The 22,084-nt window shown below is 57.0% G+C and carries 15 protein-coding genes and 1 riboswitch; of the genes, 4 read left to right on the top strand and 11 right to left on the bottom strand.

Features of this window, described 5'->3' with window-relative positions; all coding sequences use genetic code 11:
• Positions 1–47 precede the first annotated feature (47 nt).
• A complete protein-coding gene (locus tag OCY70_RS02250) occupies positions 48–1,406 on the bottom strand; it encodes a TrkH family potassium uptake protein (RefSeq protein WP_213426132.1) in 1,359 nt (452 codons plus the stop codon).
• Positions 1,407–1,464: 58 nt separating this feature from the next.
• Positions 1,465–1,619: riboswitch (cyclic di-AMP (ydaO/yuaA leader) on the bottom strand.
• Between the two features lie 244 nt (positions 1,620–1,863).
• Here OCY70_RS02250 and OCY70_RS02245 point away from each other — a divergent pair.
• Positions 1,864–3,504 (top strand): CPBP family intramembrane glutamic endopeptidase, encoded by a 1,641-nt coding sequence (locus OCY70_RS02245; RefSeq protein ID WP_213426131.1) that lies wholly within the window; start codon positions 1,864–1,866, stop codon positions 3,502–3,504.
• A 70-nt stretch (positions 3,505–3,574) separates the two neighbouring features.
• Here OCY70_RS02245 and OCY70_RS02240 read toward each other — a convergent pair whose 3' ends face one another.
• From OCY70_RS02240 to trxA, 5 genes are all read right to left on the bottom strand, one after another.
• Positions 3,575–4,408 carry a phosphoenolpyruvate hydrolase family protein gene (locus OCY70_RS02240; RefSeq protein ID WP_213426130.1) on the bottom strand — a complete coding sequence of 278 codons (834 nt, stop codon included), beginning with the start codon at positions 4,406–4,408 and terminating at the stop codon, positions 3,575–3,577.
• Complete coding sequence (locus OCY70_RS02235) at positions 4,405–5,637, bottom strand: Tm-1-like ATP-binding domain-containing protein (RefSeq protein ID WP_213426129.1); 1,233 nt, start codon at positions 5,635–5,637, stop codon at positions 4,405–4,407. The genes OCY70_RS02240 and OCY70_RS02235 overlap by 4 nt, the downstream gene beginning before the upstream one ends.
• A 107-nt stretch (positions 5,638–5,744) precedes the next feature.
• Positions 5,745–6,944 carry a phosphoenolpyruvate hydrolase family protein gene (locus tag OCY70_RS02230; protein ID WP_213426128.1) on the bottom strand — a complete coding sequence of 400 codons (1,200 nt, stop codon included), beginning with the start codon at positions 6,942–6,944 and terminating at the stop codon, positions 5,745–5,747.
• A 328-nt stretch (positions 6,945–7,272) separates the two neighbouring features.
• Positions 7,273–9,444 (bottom strand): excinuclease ABC subunit UvrC, encoded by a 2,172-nt coding sequence (gene uvrC, locus OCY70_RS02225; protein WP_213426127.1) that lies wholly within the window; start codon positions 9,442–9,444, stop codon positions 7,273–7,275.
• A gap of 184 nt (positions 9,445–9,628) precedes the next feature.
• The gene (gene trxA, locus OCY70_RS02220) at positions 9,629–9,949 is read right to left on the bottom strand and encodes a thioredoxin (protein WP_168180886.1); all 321 of its coding nucleotides are present in this window, start codon (positions 9,947–9,949) and stop codon (positions 9,629–9,631) included.
• Positions 9,950–10,199: 250 nt separating this feature from the next.
• Here trxA and OCY70_RS02215 point away from each other — a divergent pair, with 250 nt between their 5' ends.
• Positions 10,200–10,349 carry a YqzM family protein gene (locus OCY70_RS02215; RefSeq protein WP_087440790.1) on the top strand — a complete coding sequence of 50 codons (150 nt, stop codon included), beginning with the start codon at positions 10,200–10,202 and terminating at the stop codon, positions 10,347–10,349.
• A 221-nt stretch (positions 10,350–10,570) separates the two neighbouring features.
• On the opposite strand, the gene dnaI is transcribed toward OCY70_RS02215, so the two are convergent.
• On the bottom strand, positions 10,571–11,518 hold the full coding sequence (gene dnaI, locus OCY70_RS02210) for a primosomal protein DnaI (RefSeq protein WP_213426126.1): 948 nt from the start codon (positions 11,516–11,518) through the stop codon (positions 10,571–10,573).
• A gap of 408 nt (positions 11,519–11,926) precedes the next feature.
• Between dnaI and OCY70_RS02205 the strand changes: the two genes are divergently transcribed.
• Positions 11,927–13,171, top strand: a complete 1,245-nt coding sequence (locus OCY70_RS02205) for an IS110 family transposase (protein ID WP_261944499.1) — start codon at positions 11,927–11,929, stop codon at positions 13,169–13,171.
• Between the two features lie 224 nt (positions 13,172–13,395).
• Here OCY70_RS02205 and OCY70_RS02200 read toward each other — a convergent pair whose 3' ends face one another.
• From OCY70_RS02200 to OCY70_RS02190, 3 genes are all read right to left on the bottom strand, one after another.
• Positions 13,396–14,907, bottom strand: coding sequence for a DnaD domain protein (locus OCY70_RS02200; protein ID WP_213430665.1), 1,512 nt, complete (start codon positions 14,905–14,907; stop codon positions 13,396–13,398).
• Between the two features lie 162 nt (positions 14,908–15,069).
• Entirely contained in the window at positions 15,070–16,800 is a 1,731-nt protein-coding gene (abc-f, locus tag OCY70_RS02195) for a ribosomal protection-like ABC-F family protein (RefSeq protein WP_261944558.1), read from the bottom strand.
• A gap of 497 nt (positions 16,801–17,297) precedes the next feature.
• Complete coding sequence (locus OCY70_RS02190) at positions 17,298–20,447, bottom strand: chitinase (protein ID WP_213430667.1); 3,150 nt, start codon at positions 20,445–20,447, stop codon at positions 17,298–17,300.
• A gap of 114 nt (positions 20,448–20,561) precedes the next feature.
• Between OCY70_RS02190 and OCY70_RS02185 the strand changes: the two genes are divergently transcribed.
• Complete coding sequence (locus OCY70_RS02185) at positions 20,562–20,852, top strand: hypothetical protein (protein WP_213430668.1); 291 nt, start codon at positions 20,562–20,564, stop codon at positions 20,850–20,852.
• Between the two features lie 713 nt (positions 20,853–21,565).
• Here OCY70_RS02185 and OCY70_RS02180 read toward each other — a convergent pair.
• The gene (locus OCY70_RS02180) at positions 21,566–21,859 is read right to left on the bottom strand and encodes a YuiB family protein (RefSeq protein ID WP_213430672.1); all 294 of its coding nucleotides are present in this window, start codon (positions 21,857–21,859) and stop codon (positions 21,566–21,568) included.
• Positions 21,860–22,084: the final 225 nt, after the last annotated feature.

Raw genomic sequence — 22,084 nt, 5'->3', positions numbered from 1 at the left:
GCTCCTTCGCCCATTACTCTTCTTCTATAGGTAACCCCGGAATGACATTACCCAATCGTAATTTTGCCTTCCGGGTGCTTGTATAGCTCACGTTCGCTTTTCGGACCTAAGGCATAGGCCAGCGTAATCGGCCCGAGCCGCCCCGCGAACATCATCAGACAAATCAATAATTTGCCGACCACGGTCAAATCGGTCGTTAACCCCGCAGTCAAACCGACGGTGCCAAAGGCCGAGGTCGTCTCGAACAAGATCATCAAAAAGGGATGATCCTCTGTCGTGGACAATACCATCGTTACCCCGATCACCATGAACAAGGCCATCAACGTGATCGTGACCGCCTTAAAGATGCGGTCTTTGCCCAGCCGATGACGGAAGATGACGATGTCCTCCTTCCCCCGAATCATCGTGATGACGGCGCCGATCAGAATGGCGAACGTCGTTGTCTTGATTCCGCCCCCCGTCGAGCCGGGAGACGCCCCGATGAACATCAGCACGACGAGGAAGAACTGCGTCGCCTGGCGCATCGCTCCGATATCGATCGTGTTCGCTCCGGCAGTACGCGGGCTGACCGATTGGAAGAGGGCCGCCCACATCTTCTGCCAGCCGTTCAGACTGCCCAGTGTCGCCGGGTTCGTGAATTCGAAGACGAGAATGACGATGGCGCCCAATGTGATGAGCAAGCCCGTCATCGTCAGCACGACCTTGGAATGCAGCGCCAGCCTGCGGGTGCGCCGGTACTCCGTCACATCGGACAGGACGATGAAGCCGAGTCCGCCCAGCACGATCAGCAGCATCGCGACATTATTGACGAGCGGGTCGCCCACATACAGGGTCAGGCTGGTGAACGGTCCCGATACGGAGCCGAACAGATCGAACCCGGCGTTATTGAACAGCGAGATCGCGTGAAAAATGCCGAAGTAAAACGCCTTGCCGAACGGCAGGTCAAAGGCCCAGCGCAGCGTGAACAGAACCGCCGCCGCCCCTTCGATGGTGAACGCGTACAGCAGCACCTTGCGAATCAGGCGAACGATGCCCTCCATGCTGCCTTGATTCAGCGCTTCCTGCAAAATGAGCCGTTCCTTCAACGAAATACGCTTGCGGAAGGCAAGAGCGAACAGCGTCGCCATCGTCATGAAGCCGAGTCCGCCGACCTGGATCAGCGTAATAATGACGATTTGCCCGAACAAGGTGAAGTGCGTACCCGTGTCCACCACGACAAGCCCCGTCACGCAAGTGGCCGACGTGGCTGTGAACAGCGCATCGATGAAGGGAAGAGGGTGGCCGTCCGCATTGGCTATCGGAAGCATCAGCAACAGCGCCCCGATCAGAATAATCGTCCCGAACCCCATCACCAGAATTCGCGGCGGGGTGAGCTGCCACCGGGATGCTTTTTTAATGGATTTCATCGAGTTCACCTCATTTTCAGCACGAAAAAAAGCACTGGAGATCCAATGCTAACGCTGGTATCCTGACGTTCAATGCCTACGAGGTTAGCTGACGGATTCGGGCGCGTTCAGGCCGCCCTATTTGCGTTCGATCCATGACGCGGATCGTGCAAAATTCACCCCAATGATCGGGTCCCCCGCTTTCGTATTCACGAAATTCGGCCGTATTCAATTCATAACGAGATTATATACGTTTCATCACAGGGGCACAAAGTCCATGCAGCCACAAAATGAACAAAAAATACAGGAAAAAGACTTCAAATAGCGCTTACAACCTATCCCAATCTCCCACTGCGTCTTTCACGCTTACGATTTCAGCGCGTAGCTGGTTTCTTCCATAATTTGCATGCCTGGACTTTCCGCCAAGAGAGTGGATACAATAATGAAAAGCAACGGAATTGTTAACGGAGGTAGCGCTATGCCTGTGTCCCATCATGTAACGAAACGCCTATTGCTGGCTTCGATCATTGGATTTATAGTGTTTGTGCTCCTGCAGATTGTTATTCCCTCGCTTCAGGAAGCGAACCGGACCGGGCCAGAGCAGGAGCGAGCGCTTCTGACGAAGCGCCAGGCTGCCGAACGGGCGCTTGAATTTGCGAGGGGCGAGCCGTGGAGAAGCCGGATCATGCTGCCGGAACAGGAGCCGACGGTCGTCTACAAGAACGACAGGCTCGCTTCGGGCTATATCAACCGGGAAAGGCTGGCCTACAGCTATGCTCCGTGGGACGGACAGGCCCCGATAGACGTTTATCAAGTCCTGCTCGAAGCCACGACACCGAACGGGAACGACATTTTGAAGGTTGACATACATATGACAAGCGGCAGCGTGGTCGGCTATGAATTGGCCGCCATACCGGGGAGCCCGCAATCGGAGGCGCCCGCGCTCGCCGCAGAGAAGGCGCGGCCGATCGCGGCCCGCGAGCTGAACGCGCTTGGCTGGGACGCATCCAAGCTGGTGCTCCAGAGCATGGATCCCTCCCGGCCGGATGAACTGCGATATACCGTCAAGCAGGGCGAGATCGGCGCAGCCCGGCTCGAACTGGTTGTCCGCATGCGCGCGGATCGCGTCGTGGCGCTGCATCCCGTCTGGATCGTTCCGTCCGGCTATCAGGCACTTGACCAGGCTCAGACCGAGACAGCCGGTTCCGTCTACCGCTTCGGCTACCGCTGGATGTCCATCGCGCTCAGCATGCTCGCCCTGTGGGCCTGCATCTATTACCGGCGGCGAATCCGCTTCGGCTCGGGCACGCTGATCGTGTTGTCCATCCTGTCGTGCGCCATCTCTCTCCTCCATATGTGGAATATGATGCCCGGGGTGATCGTCTTACAGTTCGGAGTGCCCCGCATGCAGCTGAACCTTACCGCCGCGCTCGTGCTGCAAGGGGCCATTATGGTCACCCAGGGGCTGTTCCTCTATTTTTCGCTTGTGTCGGGCTCTTATTTGTGGAGACAGGAGGGGCGGGCCGATCTGCTGCCCACTTGGCGCGATCGGTCATTTGGCGCCGTCTTGTCCGGCTCCTTCCGTCTCGGGACGCTGTATGCGGGCTTGCTGCTCGGCGTACAGAGCGTCATCTTCCTGACGCTGGAGACCGGCTTCGGCGCCTGGTCGGCTACCGATGCCTCCCTGTCGCCGCTCAATCTGACCGTGCCGGCCCTCTATCCGCTTCTCGCCTGGATGGCGGCGATCTCAGAGGAGGGCGTATTCCGCTGGTTCGGAACCGGCCTGCTGAACCGCTGGCTTCGCAACCCGTGGGCAGCCGGCGTTATCCCGACCTTGGTGTGGGCTTTCGGCCATGTGACATATCCGATTTACCCGTACTATTCACGGCCGGTGGAGCTGCTCATTATCGGCTTCCTGTTCCTCGCGATCATGCTGCGCCATGGCTTCTGGACCGCCATGTTCGCCCACCTCATGCTCGACAACGTGCTGATGAGCATCTCTTACCTGCTGGAGGGAACGGCAGCCGGCCTCGGGCTCGGCCTATTCTATCTGGCCCTGCCGGCGTTGATCGTGTACGGCGTGCGCCATCTCCATCGTTATAGCGCAAGGCTGCAATAAAAAAGACGTGTGCGGCTTGAAACTGCCTTGAAGCGGTTCAACCGTACACGTCTTATTTTTAAAACAGCATTTACGATTTCAATTTTACATTTTTGAACGCTTCGGCTTGCTGGCGGATGCCAACCTCGGCGGCGAACCGCTCGATGCTCGAAGCGCCGAAAAATCCGTCGATGCCGGTCGTATGCTCGAAAATATAGCGGGCATCCTCCGGCTCCGCAATCGGACCGCCGTGACAGATGACCAAAATATCCGGATTGACCGAACGGCCGGCGTCGGCGATAGCCTGGATTTTTTTGGCGCAATCGTCAAGGGAGAGCGCGGTCTTCGCGCCGATCGTCCCTTTGGTCGTCAAGCCCATATGCGCGACCAAAATATCCGCGCCCGCCTTGGCCATCTTGATCGCCTGCTCCTCATCGAACACATACGGCGTCGTGAGCATATCCAGCTCATGGGCTTTGCGAATCATGTCCACTTCGAGATCATAGCCCATGCCCGTCTCTTCCAGATTCGCCCGGAAGACGCCGTCGATCAGGCCGACGGTCGGGAAATTCTGCACGCCCGCGAAGCCTTGCTCCTTCAACTGCTTCAGGAACACATCCATGATGCGGAACGGATCGGTGCCGCATACGCCCGCCAGCACCGGAGCGCGCTTCACGACCGGCAATACTTCCGCCCCCATATCAACGACGATCTGGTTGGCGTCGCCGTAAGGCATTAATCCCGCCAGCGAGCCCCGGCCGGCCATTCTATATCTTCCCGAGTTGTAAATGATTATCAAATCGACGCCGCCCGCTTCGCCGCTCTTGGCGGAGATCCCCGTTCCCGCTCCGGCGCCCAAGATCATGTCGCCTTTGGCGACTTGGGCTTTCAGTTGGCTGATGATTTCCTGCCGAGTTTGTTTCATTTTGCATCCTCCTCTTGTGTGTGCTTCCGCATCAGTTCGACCAGCTTGCGGGCCGCGGCCAGCGCGAAGCTCTTGTCATTGATGTCCGCATCCAGTTCGATGAGCTCGACGGCATGGCGGTCAATCTCCTGTCTCAGCGTATCGAACAAGGCTCGATCCTCTTCCGGCCCGTAGAATGGCTGCCCTTCGACATCCAGACCGGATACGCCCTTCAATGGCAGCATAAGCGCGGTCGGGGCGGAAGCCTCATTCAACTTCCCGGCGATAATCTTGCCCAGCTCTTTATTTTCCTCAACGGTCGTTCTCATCAACGTGACGGTCGGATTATGCTTGTAGAACTTGCGATTCGCGAACTTCTCCGGCACCGTCTCGAACGGGCCGAAGTTAACCATGTCCAATGCCCCGGTCGATACCACTTGGGGCACGCGCGCCCGGACGGCCGCCTCAAGCCGGTTCGGTCCCGCATTGAGCACGCCGCCGACCAGCTCGTCGCACCATTCCGTGGTCGTGATATCCAGCACGCCATCGAAGAATTCAGACTCGATCAACCGTTCCATCGTCTTGCCGCCTGCGCCGGTGGCATGGAACACGACGACTTCATAGCCTTGTTCCTCCAGATACTCGCGGGCTTGATTGACGCAAGGCGTTGTCAGCCCGAACATCGTCGCGGCGATGAGCGGTTTTTTCTCCACGGCATGCTCCACCTCGAACTTCAGCATACCGGCTATCGCCAGGGCCGCGTTCGTAAATATTTTGGTCGAAATCGAGTTCAGGCCCGACACGTCGACGATAGATGGATACATCATAATATCGCTCGTCCCGACATATTGCGAGACATTCCCGGAAGCGACGGTCGACACCATCATCTTCGGCACGCCAATTGGGAGCGCTCTCATTCCGGGCGTGACGATCGATGTGCCGCCGCTGCCGCCGAAGGAGATGATTCCATCGAATTTCCCTTCCGCGTACAGTCTCGGAATCAGCTTCTCCATGCCCTTCGCGAGTACTTCCGTTGCTAACGATCGGTCCCGTTTGGAGGCGATTTCACGAATATCCGCTCCAGCTTCCCTGGCCACTTCCTCATTCGAGACATCCGGGACGAACATAGGCTCGAACACCCCGCTATGAATCGTAAGCGTATTCAGCCCAAGACCTTGAAGCATATCTCTGACAAAAGAAAACTCGGTTCCTTTGGAATCAAATGTTCCGACTATCGCGACTGTTTTCAATGGCATAACCTCCTCGGTGAAGTGGAAGTATTTCAAGAATTGCTGAACTGCTTACAATTCAAGTATAGAGCTTTCAAAGGGGCAATTCATGTGAATTTGTACGGCGTTTATGTGTTTTTGTACTGACGTCGATATTCTCGCGGGGACAGCCCTGTCAGTTTCTTGAATGTTTTGCTGAAATGGGCGTAGTCATTATATCCGGCGAGCGCCGACACCTCGGACAGCTCGATATGGTCCTGCTTCATGAACTCCATGGCCTTGTTGATTCGGAATCTCGTCAAGTATTCGGGGAACGTGCACCCCACTTCTTTTTTGAACAAATAGCTTAAATGCGTGCGCGAAATATGAGCTACCATAGCGAGTTCGGCAAACGAAATCTCATTCATGTAATTCGCGGCCACATACTCCTTCACGAACTGCACATAATCATAATGCTTGGCCACGCCCTCCAGCATATGGCGAAGGAGCTTGTCCTGCTCGGTCAGCCCCGCCTCCTTGAACTCGCTGGCCGTCTGCGTAATCGCCGCTTCGGAAGGAATTCTCTCGAAGGAGGAGCCGCCCAAATAGCCTACGGCTCCCGTATTGTCGTACATATACTCCACGTCGGAAGGCGTGTTGACCGGTCCGCCGTAGACCATTTTCATGACGCCGGGGTTGACCTCGTCGCAGGCGTTAAAAATCTCTCTTGCCAGCTCCGCCGCCGCTTTGAGCGACAATACTTTTTTCGCGCCGAGAACGCCGCCCTTCGTAAAGCCCAAATGCGCGCACACGATATCCGCTCCGGCAGCGGCCATACGCCGCGCCTGATCTTCTTCGAACACGAACGCGATCGTGAACAAGCCTTTCCGATGCGATGTCCGGATCGCCTCGATTTCAGCGTCGAAGCAAGTCCCCTCTTCCTTCAAAGCCTCACCAAAAAGACCGCCCATTAATCCGACGGTCGGATAGTTATTTATACCAGAAAAACCCTGCTCCCGGATCAATTCGACATATGGCTCCAACGCAATGGTCGGATCCGTCGCGCAAAGCCCGAAGATAACAGGAACCTCTCTGACGATAGGGATAATTTCCCTTGACCCGAATTCCATCACGAGATCGTTGCTGTTCGAAAAGGGAAGCAGCCCTCCCAGCGAGCTCAATCCCATCTGCCGGAACCGGCCTGAATTTAGGGCCAAAATGAAATCCGCTCCGCCCTTCACCGCATATTTCGCGGTGATGCCCGCGCCGGCCGCCACGCCTATAATATGCCCGTTCGCTTGGATCTGCGCTTGCAGCTTCGTTCTAATCGTCTCGCGGTCGAAAGACACGTCAACACCCCCTTTTCCGGTTCAATGCTTATTCCTTGACCAACATCATAACATTCCCCGGAAGACCGGTCTATAAACGTGAAAGCCCATGCTGTCTTGGTCATATCCATGAGGTTCGAACGGCACTGCCCAAACCGGTATCATCGTATGCAGAACTTCGATTCTGAGCGGAGGGGAGATTGCTTATAAGGAGCTGCGCCCCCCCGCCAGAAGGGGCGAGCCGCCCCGGTTCTACAGCCAAGCGGAAGCAAGTTCGTTGGAACCAGAAGCATCCCGATAAATAAAGAAGCTTTGCAGGAACGGCCTGCAAAGCTTCGCTTGTTTCATTTTATTCATCATTGCCCACATCAGCAGCCTCCATGTCCGGGGTATCCGGCTCCGCTTCGTTCAGTTCCTTCTCTTGCCGGAGCGAGGCCAATATCGTGTTCGCCAGCTTCTCGCCGATCCCGATTTCCCGGAAATCCTCGACCGAAGCTTCCCGTATTTTCTTCAAGGAACCGAAGTGCTTGAGCAGCCGCTTCCGCCGCTTCTCGCCAATGCCCGGAATGGAATCGAGAGCCGAAGTAACCATCGACTTGGCCCGCCGTTCGCGGTGGAACGAGATCGCGAAGCGGTGAACCTCCTCCTGGATGCGCTGCAGCAGGTAGAACTCCTGGCTGTCCCGCGCAAGCGGCACGATGGCGGGCGGGAATCCGGCCATCAGCTGCGCCGTCTTATGCTTGTTGTCCTTGACAAGACCGCATACCGGGATGTCGAGGCCAAGCTCATTCTCAAGCACGTCCAGTGCCGCCGACATCTGACCGCGGCCGCCGTCCACGATAATGAGATCCGGCATGTCGAGCTGCTCCTTCAGCACCCGTTCATAACGGCGGCGGATGACTTCGCGCATCGTCTCGTAATCATCCGGTCCGACGACGGTGCGCACTTTGTATTTCCGGTATTCCTTCTTGTCCGGCTTGCCGTCGGTGAAGACGACCATCGCGGAGACCGGGTCGGCCCCCTGGATATTGGAGTTGTCGAAGGCTTCGATCCGCCGAAGGGGCCCGATCCCGAGCGCATCCCCCAGCCGTTGGGCAGCGCGCTGCGTCCGCTCCTCGTTCCGCTCGACCAGCTTGAACTTCTCGTCCAGGGCGACGCGCGCATTTTCCATCGCCATCGAGATCATCTGCTTCTTCAACCCCCGCTTCGGCAGTATGACCTTCACCTTCAGCCATTGCTGGAGCGCTTCTGTCGTCGCCAAGCTCTCTTCGGCATGCGGAACAGTCTCCAGCCCCTGCGGATTGGCCCTGTTTTCCCCGTCTTCTCCTTCTGCCGAGTCCTCCGCTTGGCCCGCATCCGCACTGCGGGAGGAGTCATCGGCATCTCCGTCCGGCTCTTGCCCGGCCTTCACCGCTGCCGGAGCGGCTTCGGCGGCCGCGTCTGCCGCCAGGGCAGCCATCCCGTCCGGATCCGGAAGCAGAATCTCCTTCGGCACCGCCGGATTCTCGCTGTAATATTGCGTCACGAAGGACATGAAGTCGGCATAAGGCTCTCCGTAGAACGGAAATTGAGTCGTATGGCGCTCGATCATTTTTCCTTGACGGATATAAAGAATCTGTACGCACATCCAGCCTTTGTCCACCGCGAACCCGAACACATCCCGATCGGCCTGATCGGATGTATTGATGTTCTGCTTCTCCATAATCGCCGCGATCGCCATCAGTTGATCGCGGTATTCCTTGGCCCGTTCGAATTGCAGCTCCTCGGCCGCCTCCTCCATCTTCCGCTGCAGCTCGCGTTTAATTTCTTCATGCCCCCCGCTGAGAAACTTGGTGATCTCCTGCACCATGTTTTCATATTCGGACTCGGTCACCTCGTACTCGCACGGCGCCAAGCATTGGCCGATGTGATAGTACAAGCAGACCCGGTCCGGCAGGGTGGAGCATTTGCGCAGCGGGTAGAGGCGATCGAGCAGCTTCTTCGTCTGCTGGGCGGCGAAGCCGTTCGGATAAGGGCCGAAATATTTCGCCTTATCCTTCAGCACCCGGCGCGTCACCTCAAGCCGCGGGTGGCGTTCATTCGTTATTTTGATATAAGGAAATGTCTTGTCATCCTTCAGCAGTACGTTGTAACGCGGGTGATGCTTCTTAATAAGATTGCATTCCAAGATGAGGGCTTCCATATTGCTGCCGGTGACGATATATTCGAAATCGCGGATTTCCGCTACGAGTCGTTGGGTTTTGCCGTCATGGCTGCCCGAGAAATAAGAGCGGACACGGTTCTTAAGCACCTTCGCCTTGCCGACGTAAATAATCGTGCCCTCTCTGTTTTTCATCAAATAGCAGCCTGGCGCATCGGGCAACAAGGCGAGCTTATGGTGAATCTGCTCCAGCGCCTGGGCGCGTTCGGCCAACGCTTCGGCATCCAGCTCTTCTTCCTGTTCCGGGGCATAGCGTTCATTCCAGCGTGCCTTCCACCGCTCTGCGCGCCAGTTCGGGCGGTTCTTGTCCGAGTCGCTCACGCGAGCTCCCTCCTTACCATCATTGTTCCTCCGCTGCCCCTGCACACGGGCTCGTGCCGCTGCGCAAGGTGCATGACTTCTCTATTTTATCAAAAAACAGGACGACGCGCTCCTGCCCAACGCAAAGAAGCCCCCCTGAATCAGGAAGGCTTTTCTTCTATCGTATGTTCGTCCGTACGGATGCTTATTGATGCTTGCCAATCAAGCCTTTGAGCGCATCCTTGGAGTTCAGGCCGACCACTTTGTCCACTGGCTGGCCGTCCTTGAACACGATGATCGTCGGAATGCTCATCACGCCGAAGCGGGAAGCGGATTCCGGATTCTCATCCACGTTCACCTTCGCGATCGTGGCTTGACCGCTCACTTCTCCGTCCAATTCTTCGAGAATCGGAGCCAATCTCTTGCAAGGGCCGCACCAAGGCGCCCAAAAATCGACCAAAACGACGCCCTGCTGACCTTCTACCTCGGTCTTGAACGTCTGGTCGGACACATTTACGATAGCCATGTTAGAGAACCTCCTTTATCGTGAAAAACAGAATAGCTGAGTCAACAAGTAAAGTATACCACAAGTCAGACTTTTATGTGAAATCGGAGGGCAGTGCATTTTGTTAGGAATTTGTCACACGATAAGAAGGCCCGGACTTTACAGTTCCGCCGCCGTTAGATATACTAGAGGCGTAAAAATGGGTTTTACTACCTGTCTATGTTGTGATCCGAATCATTGCAACTTGACGGACAGATGGGAGGACGCGCCAATGGAAGCCAATACGATGGATCCTCGCGAACATGTCAACGAAGAGCCGAGAAATGATTTTTCAGACGTGTTGTTCGGGTTCAACGCCATGTTCGGGTTTATGTTCGTCGTCTTCTTCGGCATGGTGATTGTGAAGTTCATTATGTCGTAACATCCAATCGCCATACGACGTTCCGCGGGCAGGCCCGGATTGCTTCCGCCTGCCGGGAACCGCGTCAAGCGGAAGCGCCCGAACCGTTCAACCCGTTCCTGCGCGAGGCATAATGCGGACAAAGCATGCAGCGGTGCATGCTTTTTTTGCTGCCTTCGAAGCCTTACCGTTATACGCACCCGCGTTGTCAATTCAAAAAAAAGACACGCTCATCACGTGTCTTACATTCCGCGTTTGTTGCGCCCGTTCACATGGACAATGTCCGTAAACGGCTTAATCCGGTCCATGAGGCGTTCCGCCTTATAAATATCTTCCCCGTCGCGCGTGTAGCTGAAATGCTTCAGCAGCGAGTCCGTGTCATAATTCGACGTATAGAAGGTCGGCTTCCGGTTCATGCGGTAGTTCAAAATCGAGCCAAGCACATGATCGCGCACCCAGGCCGACATATTCTCCGCTCCGATATCGTCAAAGACGAGCAGGTCGGTCTCCTTCATCAGCTCGATCGTCTCCCGCAGCTTCTGCGGCTCCTGGAACATCGATTTGAGCTCCTCGACGAATTCCGGCATGTAGACGATGACCCCGGTATAACCGGCGCGGGCCAGCTCGTACAGCACATAGCTCATCAGGAAGGTCTTCCCGGTCCCGAACGGTCCGACCAGGTACAATCCGTGCGGCGTCAGCCCGGATTCCTTCGCCTGCATCACATATTCCATCACCTTTTTGACCGCCGGCACCCGCTCCATGTCGATCTCCAGCATCTCCCGGGCGGAATATCCCTGCTTGAGGGCCGTCTCATCCACATAAAAGGAACGAACGCGATTATGGATCGACTGCTGGCGCTCATGCGCAAGCCACTTCTGGCACGGGACTTTGCGGTCATAGATGAACGACTGGCCGTTGACCGTCTCGGCGCTCAGCCGGGTGTAATGCCCATGGAAATCGTTCGGGCACTGCTCCAGGCCCGGGCATTGGCTGCAATGTCCCGCCTCCTTCACGTATTGGTACAATTTATTCATATTCATGCGAAGGCTGCGCTCGTCCAGCTCGGGATGGGAGCTGCGGAATTCGGCGACGAGCGGATGATTCATCAGCTCGGCCATTTTCTGCTCCGCTTGCGCGCGCCGGCTGCCAAGCGGCAGCTGCTTCAACAGTTCGCCTATCGATTCCATGCGGGAGCCCTCCTCGTATAGTATTTCCTGAAGGCAGTTTTGAGTCTTTTTCCAGTCCTTTATAGGAACATAGAATGCCTTCAAAATTTCCAGCTTGCACATTGAAAATTAATATGGGGACTGGACTTTCCGGAATGTCTCTGGACAATGGAACTTAGGGTTCCATTCGGGGAAATTCGTCTCCCTCCTGTAGTCCAATCTACTTTTTAAGTCTGTTTCTCCGGTACTCGCTTGCACTTCTTACCCGCTGGCTGTTCCCTTCGGCAACTCATGCCCGACTGTAGCAGCGTCGGGGCAGCTCATGAACCGAAGCGTGTTCTCATATGCGAGGGTGATTGATCGGCGAGTGCGCCGGAGACAGTCCGGAGAGTCCGTTCCCTGAATCCCTTATAGAAAGGAGGAATTCTCTTGAAGCTTTTTGTCGGTATTGACGTCAGTTCCGAAGAACTGGAAGCCTGTTTGATGAAATCGGATGGCGACACCCTGGAGACCTTCAAGACCACCAACAATCTGCACGGCGCCTCTTACTTGCGGGATCGCATCATTTCTGCTGCGGTCAAGACAGCCTGCTCTGAGGTTCATATCGGGCTTGAAGCCACATCCGTCTACAGCTGGCATCCAGCCATGTACTTGCATGAAGATGAGGCCCTTCAACAATTGAATGCCAAGGTGTTCACCATTAATCCGAAGCTGATTAACAAATTCAAAGACGCTTATGCCGACCTGGACAAAACCGATCGCATCGATGCCTGGATCATTGCAGACCGCCTGCGTTTTGGCAGACTCACGACGACTATCGTGATGCAGGAACAGTACATCGCCTTGCAGCGGCTCACTCGCATGCGATTCCATCTCGTACACAACCTTACCCGCGAGAAGCAATACTTTTTGCAAAATCTGTTCTACAAGTGCAATGCTTTTCGCGCGGAGGTGGACAGTTCCGTGTTCGGCCATGCCATCATGGAAATGCTCTCGGAAAAGTATAGTCTGGATGAGATGGCGAATATGGATGTCGCCCGTTTGGCTGACTATCTCAAGGACAAGGGGAGAAATCGTTTCCCCGATCCCGAACACGTCGCCCGCTGTATTCAAAAGGCGGCTCGGGCCTCGTACCGTCTCTCGAAGGTTGTCGAGGATTCCATTGATTTGGTGCTGGGCACCTCAATTCAGTCGATCCGGAGCATCCAGAGTCAGCTTAAAGAGCTCGACAAGGCGATTGAGCGCATTTTAGACGGCATTTCCAGCAGCCAGTGCCTCCGTTCCATTCCGGGCATTGATCGGGTCTATGCCGCAGGCATCCTGGCCGAGATCGGCGACATCGACCGCTTCACGGATCAAGCCGCCTTGGCCAAGTATGCGGGTCTGACGTGGCGCAAGCACCAATCCGGCTCCTTCGAGGCGGAAGATACAAAGCGCATTCGTTCCGGCAACCGATTCCTTCGCTACTACCTTGTTGAAGCTGCCAACTCGGTAAAAAACCGCGACCCGGAATTCGGTGAGTACTACCGGAAGAAATTCAATGAAGTCCCTAAGCATCAACACAAACGTGCCCTCGTCTTAACGGCAAGAAAACTTGTGCGTCTGGTCGATGTGCTGCTACGCAACGACCAACTCTATACGCCCAGAAGGAAGGTGAAGCCGACAGAGCAATAATGCCTTGGCTCATGAATTTTCTTCTCTAATTCCCAGTTAAATTATGGTATTTTACTTAATTTTCGACTGGGTCTAGTTTGGTGATGCCTTTTTTGGGATTGATCCTGCTGCACGCCAAGGAAATTTTCCAATTCTCATCAATCAGGGACTTGACATCATACCGCTGGACTTATCTTCTGTCTTCGATATTCATCGTGTAGAAGCCTGCAAGCACGCCTGCCGGCCTAAGCTTGTCCGTCCAATCTGCGGGCCAGCGCCCGTGCGGCGTCGATCTCCTCCTGCGACAGCGACGAAGACGCCTCCTGCGAGCGTGTCACGATCGGGATCGCTGGCTTCGCCGTTTTCCCGTAGCGGCTGCGCGTGCGCTGCGAAGCAGGTTTGCCGCCTGAGCGGGCCGCGCCCGGCTCCTGCAGCTGGGATTGCTGGCGGATATACATTACCGCTTGCTCGTAGGTGCGGACCTGCTTCACCAGCATATTGGACACAATCGCCTCGACGAAGTTGCGGTTCAACCGCTGCTCGGCCCCCTGCGCGAGCATGGTCATCAAATAATGAATGAGTACGTTAATGACTTCATCCGGGAGCTTATAATTGATATCCATCTTGGTGAACATATCCAGAAAAGAGTCCGGAACCGCGCCCGGGAAAAACCGCTCCAGCAGTTGGGTGTACGGCGTGTTGCGAAGCATCATATTGTATTGGTGAATATCGCATTTGCCGCTGAACTGCGGCGGGACGTCGACATAGAACTCCATCTCGACCGGGACTTCCTCTTGCGGGGCCGCGGCTTCCTCCGCGAGATGGCCGATGCGCTGCTGCTCCCGCTCCTGCCATTCCCCGCGGCGCTTGTTCTGGCGGAAGTGAAGATGCGCCCGGTGCTGCAGCTCATCGATGACGATGCGGCCATCCTCCGTAAATATGCCGTCTTCATCGAGAAGCCGGACCGTCTCCTGCAGCGTGAGCCCGAACTTGCGGACGACATAATTGATGACGCCGAGCCCTTCCCGGTCATAGCGCAGCCGTTCGACGCAGCTCCGGTTCACCGACTGCTTCGGGAAGCGGATAATAATGTCGGCGTAGTTCAAGGCCGGCGCCTCCGCTTCCTCGGTCACCGCCGAAGGGCGGACGGACGCTCGGCTCGGCGCCACTTCATCCAGCGCCTGCTCCAGCTCGACATCAATCACCTGCGTGTTCAGGCGGAACAGTTCATAGAACGGAATCGAAATATTTTCCCGCTCCGCCTCCTTCACCGTCGCATCGAACGGCTCGCCGGTACTGAATTGCTCCCTCAGATTCAGCACGGCGTACTTGCCGACGAAGTCGCGCAGCAGCAGGGTCAGATGCTGAGTCCGGAAAAATTCATGAGGCGACAGCGGAGGCTGAAGCTCGTACTCGTACATGTACTCTTCCATGTCCGGAAGCAGCATCCGCGACGTCTGCAGCAATCCGACCGCCTCCAGCTTCGAGGTCTGTTCGACGAAGTAGGTCCGCCCCTTCTCGCTTGGCTCCAGCCCAAGCAGCAGGAACAGCCGGCGCTGCGCATCGACGCCCGAATAGCCGACGCGGTCCGCAGGGGCATGCTGATACAATAAATGATATAACCCAATCGCGAATGCTCCGACCATCGGCTGATAGACGTGGGACAGCATCTTCCGATCCAGCTCGCTGAGGCTGAATTCCCGGTAAGCCACATACCGATGGTGCTCTGTAAAATGATGCATGTTGGACATTCGCATGACACTCTCTCCTTTTCATCCGTGCACGTCACGTTCACCTATTGTAACATACTTGGGGACGAACCGTCCGGGGAAAAATACGGCGTTCGGCTATGGCGGACGCCCCGTGCACTAGTCCGGTCCGGCCGCCGCAGCCGCGGCAGCCGATTCGGGATGTCCCGTTCATCGCATCGCCCGGCGCAGCTCGAGCAGTTCGGCATAACGCCGCTCCAGCCGCTCCTTCTCCGCCTCATCAAGGCGAATCGGCTGGGACAGCCGGGACAGCAGCTCGGACCATTCCAGCTCGACCTTCATCCGCTGCTCTTTCGTCCAGGCCGCTTCCTCCCGGGCCGGGCCAGCGGCTTGCGAGTCCTGCTTCGGCGGCGTCTCCTTGCCTGCATGCAGCGCCTCGATCGGCAGCAGCTCCAGCGACTGTCCGCTGATGCGGAGGACATGCGTGGCCGTCCGTTCCAGCAGCATCCGGTCATGGGTCGCGAACAGAAGTGTCCCCGGATAGGCGGCCAGCACCCGCTCCAACTCCTCGCGCGCCTCGATGTCGAGGTAATTCGTCGGCTCATCCAGCAGCAGCACATTGGCTTCGCTCAGGAACAGCTTGACGAGCTGCGTCTTGACCTTCTCTCCGCCGCTTAGCTGCCAGACCGGCTTCAACGCCTCGTCCCGGCGGAGCCGCAGCCGGGCCAGCGCCGTGCTAATAGCGGTCTGGTCGTAAGCGCTCGACTTCTGCACATTCGCCAAGGCGCTCTCCTGCAGGTCAAGCGAGTACAGCTTCTGATCGAAATAGGCGACACGCGCATTCGGCGCGAACCGGATCATAGCGGATGAAGCGCCCTCTTCCGGCCCGCCGTCCGGCGCTTCGCTTCGCTGCTTCAGCAGCCGCAGCAGCGTCGTCTTCCCCGATCCGTTCGGCCCGAGCAAGGCCACCTTCATCTGCGGACGGATGCGGAAGCTGCCGTCCCGCACTAACTCCCGCTCCCCGGCGCACAGCCGCAGCTCCTTGACCTCAAGCGCGGTCTTGCTTCGCAGCGGCCGATGGCATTCCGCATCGAAGGCGACAGGCGGAAGCTCGAACGGGCGCTCCACCTGCGGCAGCTTCTCCAGCCGCGTCTCCATCGCCTTGACCCGCTTATCCATCTTCCCCTGCTTGCGGTTGAAGTGAGGCCGGGCAGAACGAATCTCCTTGCTGGTCAATCCTTTGCGCGGACGCGGGGTGCCGACGCCCTGCGCCATGACCCTCGTCTGGACGATCATCTCCTGCAGCCGGTCCCGCTCCGCGATGTACTGGTCATACTCGCGCTGGCGCTCCGTACGCAGCCGTTCCTTCTCTACGCAGTAATCGTCGTAGCCGCCGGCATAAATATGGAGGGTCCCGTTCTCCATCTCCCATATTTTCGTGCAAACCCGGTTCAGGAGCGTCCGGTCATGCGAGATAAGCAGCAGCGTGCCCGTCCGTGAGAAATCGAGCAGCCGGTCTTCCATCCGCTTCATCTGCTCCATATCGAGATGGCTGGTCGGCTCGTCGAGCAGCAGCAGCTCGGCGCCGCCCTGCAGCGCCTGTTCCAGCCGCCGTCTCGTCCGTTCTCCCCCGCTAAGCGTCGCCTCGGCCGAGACTTCATCCCGAATATCGTCGAGCTGGGGCACGAAGGCGCAGGACGCCATTTGCCGGACACTCCCTTGCGCGGGCTCCAGCAGCCCGGCCAATATCCGGATCAGCGTCGTCTTGCCAGCGCCGTTTGCCCCGATCAGTCCGATCCGTTCGCCGGAATAGACGCGCAGCGTCTCCGGAATCGTGAACAGGCGGCGGTCTCCGGCCTCGGCGGCCAGTCCGCTCGTCTCCAATATTAGCTTGCCGGCAGGGATCAATGGCCTGCCTTCCGAATGTCTATTTTGGTTCATAAAAAAACCTCCCTGGATTCCAGAGAGGATAGATGCTACGGCAATGCTCAAGGATGCCCGACCGCCGGCCATGATGCCGGCAAGCCGCAAGACGGCGCATGCCCCAAGGGCAGCGTCCCTTCGCAAGCGGCCGAAGCCGGTTGCATGTCTCAGCGCCTGCGCCGCTGGATAGCCAGCCCGCCGCGCGTACCCGCGCAGGGGCTCACTGCGCCGAAGCGCGCAGCAGCAATGATATCCTTGAATTTCGGTCAAGACATAGCCGGTGACAATCCGCCAGCAGGCAGATCTATCCTCTCTGAACGTACATTTTGAAATCGATATCGTCAAAATGATTCGCTTCAGTTCGGATTAATTGTTCATCGGCGGTATACCTTGCCCTTTCCTTCGAATGTTGGCCCGCCCGTCTCGCTGCGGCAGGCATATCATTATTTTATGCGATGCGGCCGCCTTCTGTCAAAAGCCCCCTTCACCCCGGCTCTTTCCCTGCCGAAGGACGATTATTTCAACGGGTCCAAATAAGCGCGGTGCGGATTGGAGAACCCGAATTGATTGAAGCGGTCCCAATTGATCGACCACGTCATCAGGCCGCGCAGCTCAGGATAACCGGACGGATTCCGCAGAGTATAGCTTCCCCCGAACGAGCGGCCTTTGATGAGATAATCAAGCGCCTTGTGCACTTCTGCGGGGGGCGTATAGCCGTTGCCCGCCTGGCTGGCGGCCGGCAGGCCGATGACGACCTGGTCCGGGCGCAGCCCCGGGAAGACCCGGTTCGGATCTTTGGCGAGCGGGAAGCCCGTCACCAGCATGTCGGCCATCGCCACATGGAAGTCGGCGCCGCCCATCGAATAGAACCGATCGTCGAGACCGGTCACCGGTCCTGAATTATAATGCTGCACCTGTACCCAAGCGATGATGTCGCGCAAGGCGTGGATGACGGGCAGGTACGCCCCGGCGCGCCGATCGCCGCCCCATTGCCCGGCGCCGTAATTCGTATACCCGACCTGGACGAAAAACGTCTCCGGCGCCATCGTCAGCAGGAGCTCCGATCCGAAATGATCATGAATGGTTCGCAGCGCCTCGATCAGATGGATAACCGCCGGTGTCGTCGGGTGATCGAGATCTGTGTCCCCCTGGTTCAAATACAGCGATTGCCCTTCGAAATCAATGTCCAATCCGTCGAAGCCGTATTTCTCGATAATCGCGATCACCGACTGCACGAACCGGTCGCGGGCGGCGGGAGTCGTCAGTTCGACGTGGCCGTTCTGGCCGCCGATCGAGAGGGTCACTTTTTTGCCCAGACTCTGCAAGTAAGCGACATCTTCCTTGAAGTCGGCATCAGCATATTGGTAAGGCGTGAATTCGATCTTCCCGCTGTTGTCCGCCGGTTCGGCAAATGCGACATGGATGACATCGAAATTGTCCGAAACCTCCCGCAGCGGAAGGAAGCCCGCTCCGTTCACGAAGTTATGCCAGTAGCCGACCAATACTTTGCCGGGCAGCATATCTGGCCCGCCGGCAGCGGAGGTCTTCACGCTCAAGGCGGCGCTGGGCGGGGAGACATTGCCGGCCGCATCCTTCGCCTTCACCGTGAAGGAATACGTCGTCTCCGGCGATAGCCCGGTCACATTCGCGCTTGTGCGGCTCGTCGCGGCGGCCAATGTCTGATCCCGGTATACGTCGTATCCGGTCACCGCGATATTGTCTGATGCCGGGCTCCAGGCGAGCGACACGCTGGTCGCCGTCTTGGCGATCAGCCGCAGATCGGCGGGAGCGCTGGGAGGTTCGTTATCTTCCGGCGCTTCTCCCTCGCGGACGTAGCTCCACAGCGCCGGGACGTTAGGCGGCTCCCAGCCCGCCAGCGACGTATGCGGCTGCCGGCAGCGGTATATCTTCCCTTGATACGAGACGAGATCGTCGGCGGCGTAGCTCACCCCCGGAGCCCATGCGGCAGCCGCGGCAAGGGCTCCGTCAGCAGTGGTCGGCGATTTGGCGACTATTGGTAGCGACGCTTCGCCGACTGCCGAAAGTGGCGCTTCGGCTGCCAACGCTTCGGCTGGCGGCGCCGAGAGGATGCGGACCGCCTGTTCCGGGCCAGCGGCGAGGCCGGCGGCGCCGCTTAATCCGTTGAAGGCCGACCGGACCTGATTCGCAAAGGCGTAGCCGCTCGTGGCGTCCCAATTGACCGACCATGTCATCACGCCGCGGAAGTTCGGATAGCCCCCGGCTTGCTGCAGCTTATACGCACCGCCGTAGGAGGTCCCCTTCACGATGTAGCGGAGCGCCTTCGCGATATCCGCCCCCGAGGCGTAGCCGCCCGAAGGCGCGGCGCTAGGCACGGCAGGCAGGCCGATCGCGACCTGATCTTCCCGCAGCGGCTGGAACGGATTGTTCGGGTTGCGTCCGATCGGGAAGCCGCGCAGCAGCATTTCCGCCATGGCCACCTGGAAGTCGGCCGTCCCCTGCGTATAGACGCGGCCGTCCAGCGCCTCGTTGCCGCCGGCGTTATAATGCTGGACATGAATGAAATCCAGCTTGTCGCGCAGCGCGTGAATGACAGGCAGGTAAGCGCCCCATGGCCCGGCGTAGGCGACGATGCCGCCCTGGACGCAGGCGATCTCCGGCGCCATCGTCAGCATGAAATCCGGGCCGACGCGATCGCTGAGCAGCCGGACGGCGGCAATGAGGTTGACGATTTTCGGCGTCGTCGGATGGCGGTAATCGGTGTCACCCGCGCCCAGCGAGACGGAGCCCCCCTCCAAATCGATGTCCAGTCCGTCAAAGCCATAGGTTCGGATGATGTTTTCCAATGAATTCACGAAATTTTGGACGTCCTGATTGCTGTGAAGCTCGACCGAGCCGTTCTGCCCGCCGATGGAGATCAGCACCTTCTTTCCCTGGCTGTGCAAATAGGCGACATCCGCACGGAATTCCTCCACCGTGGCGTTGTACGGCGTGAAGCTCAAGGTCGAGCGGTCTCCCCCGGCCGTCTCAGCGAAGGCGACATGGATGACGTCATACTGCGGCGATACGTCGCGCAGCTTCAAGGCGGTCGAGCCGTTGTCGAAGTTATGCCAGTAGCCGATCAGCAGCTTGCCGGGAATCGGATTCGGCCCCGGCCCGTCCGGCGCCGTCGTGACGGTCACGGCCGCGCTCGGATCGGATGCGTTCCCCGCCGCATCCTTCGCCTTCACGGTGAACGAATACGGCGTGTCCGGCGTCAGTCCCGTCACGGTATACGATGTAAGCGCGGTCGTTCCCGCGAGCGCCCCGTTCCGGTATACCTCGTAGCCGGGGACGCCGACATTATCGCTCGCTGCGCTCCAGCTCAGCGAGACGGACGTGGCCGTGAAGCCCGTCACGGCCAGATTCGCCGGGGCTGTCGGCGGCTCGGTATCCGGCTCCGGGTCCGGTCCGGGGCCTGCATGCGGCGTCCACAGCGCCGGCGCGTTCGGCGGCTCCCATCCATTCAGCGATGTGTGCGGCTGGATGCACTTGTAGTCGGCGCCGCCGTAGGTGACGACATCGCCGGCCCGGTAAGCGGTATTCGGCGCCCAGGCAGGGGCCGCAAAGACGCTTGCCGGGAAGACGGAACAGAGCAAGGCGATCACGAAGAGACAAACCAGTGCTTTGCGTTTCGCTGCCCTCATTTCCTTACATTCCTCCTTTTCATATCAACATGAATCAAGCCTTCCGGAAGGCCAACATCCTCATCTTGCTGCATCACCTCCAACTTCGTTCCCTCCTGGCCGCCGGAGCTACTGTTGCCGCCGATCAAAATATTGCCAGAAGCTCTATACATTCCACTAAAACACCCTGGCGGGCTGGCTACAAGGATAAATATCTACACACAGGGATACTATTCTATATTGGGTATAACGGGGATAACGACATTGGGGATAGCAACGTTGAAAAGGAACGGCTATGAGGGGAAAGACTTTGAAGAGAACAACCTAGAAGAGATCAACTCTGAAGATCATGATTTTGAAAATTACTGCTTTATAGCTTGCTGCTATAGTGATAACGGCTTTAAAGATTGCCGCCCTAGAGATTAACGATATTGGTGTTTGCTGCATTTGAGATAGGGTACTTTGGAGATAACTGCTTTGAGGATTACTGCTTTGGAGAAACTTCTTTGGAGACAACTTCTTTGGAGATTACTGCTTTGAAGTTTTCCACTGAGGAGGTAGTTAGTTTGGAGATACTTACTTGAAGTTTGCGGCTGCGAAAAATAGGTAGTATGGAGATAGCACTTTGAAGTTTGCGGCTGCGGAGGTAGGTAGTTTGAAGTTTGCAGGTGTGGAATTAGCTACTTGAGGAAAATTTTCAGAGAGAATCCGTCCGAGAAATTAATGCTCCTGCTTCCTTCCGCGGATTTCACTCGTTGTTTGGCACAATGCGGCGCTGTAGGCGCGTACTTTTGTCGTTGCGATTCTAGGAAAATACTGCAATAATACAGGATTGTCACCGAGGCGAATGTTCGAACTGGGGATTCCTGCAAATTTACATGAATTTCGGCCGACAAAGGACTCTATTAGAATGAGAGAGGCGAATTCCTGCACTTTTGCAGTAATATCCTTAATTTTTCTCCATAAGTAAAAAAATTACTGCTCTTTTGCAGGATTCTTACCATTTGCGCCACATCCGGCGGTATCCGTGCTTCTTAAAGGCCTGAGGGGCGACTGCAAGCCCTGGACGCTTCGCCCGGAAAGGCCGCTATTGCCGATCCAAAAAGGCGCGGAACCCGTTCCACGCCCAGCACAGCTTATCAAAACATTTTGTATCCGCTCTTGCGAAGCACGTCGATCGTCTTGCCGCTGACGAAGGCTCCGGCCAGTCCGGCCAACGCCGTCAAATAATCGACAAGCCCGTAGCTTCCGATATTGCCGATAAAGGACATCTCGCTCTTCCACAGCATCCAAATGGTCGCCGGCAGCACAATAACGATATAAAATCCGATTGGGAACCAGGTCGTCTTCATCAGCATGTTCAAAATAAACCCGATGCCGAACATCATGACGAAGAACAGCATCATCAAAATGATGACCATAATCCATCCCATCATGTCTATCATCATCCCCCTGTAACCTATCTCCACGTGGATACTCCGACGGCCTGCCGCATATCCAAAATTCACTAATTTGCCTTGATTAGTATTAGTGTACTGGCACAGAAGCCAAAAATCAACGAACATTCAGTGACATTTATCACCTCCAAGTTGCTCCTGGGCTGACAGATAAGCTACAATGGCCTTGTGCATGTTCGATGATGAAGACATCTTCATATA

Origin of the sequence: Paenibacillus melissococcoides (genome assembly GCA_944800085.1) — a bacterium.
In the GTDB taxonomy this organism is placed as follows: domain Bacteria; phylum Bacillota; class Bacilli; order Paenibacillales; family Paenibacillaceae; genus Paenibacillus_B; species Paenibacillus_B melissococcoides.
Note: the sequence above shows the minus strand (reverse complement) of the source record. Positions and strands in the feature narration are given on the sequence as shown.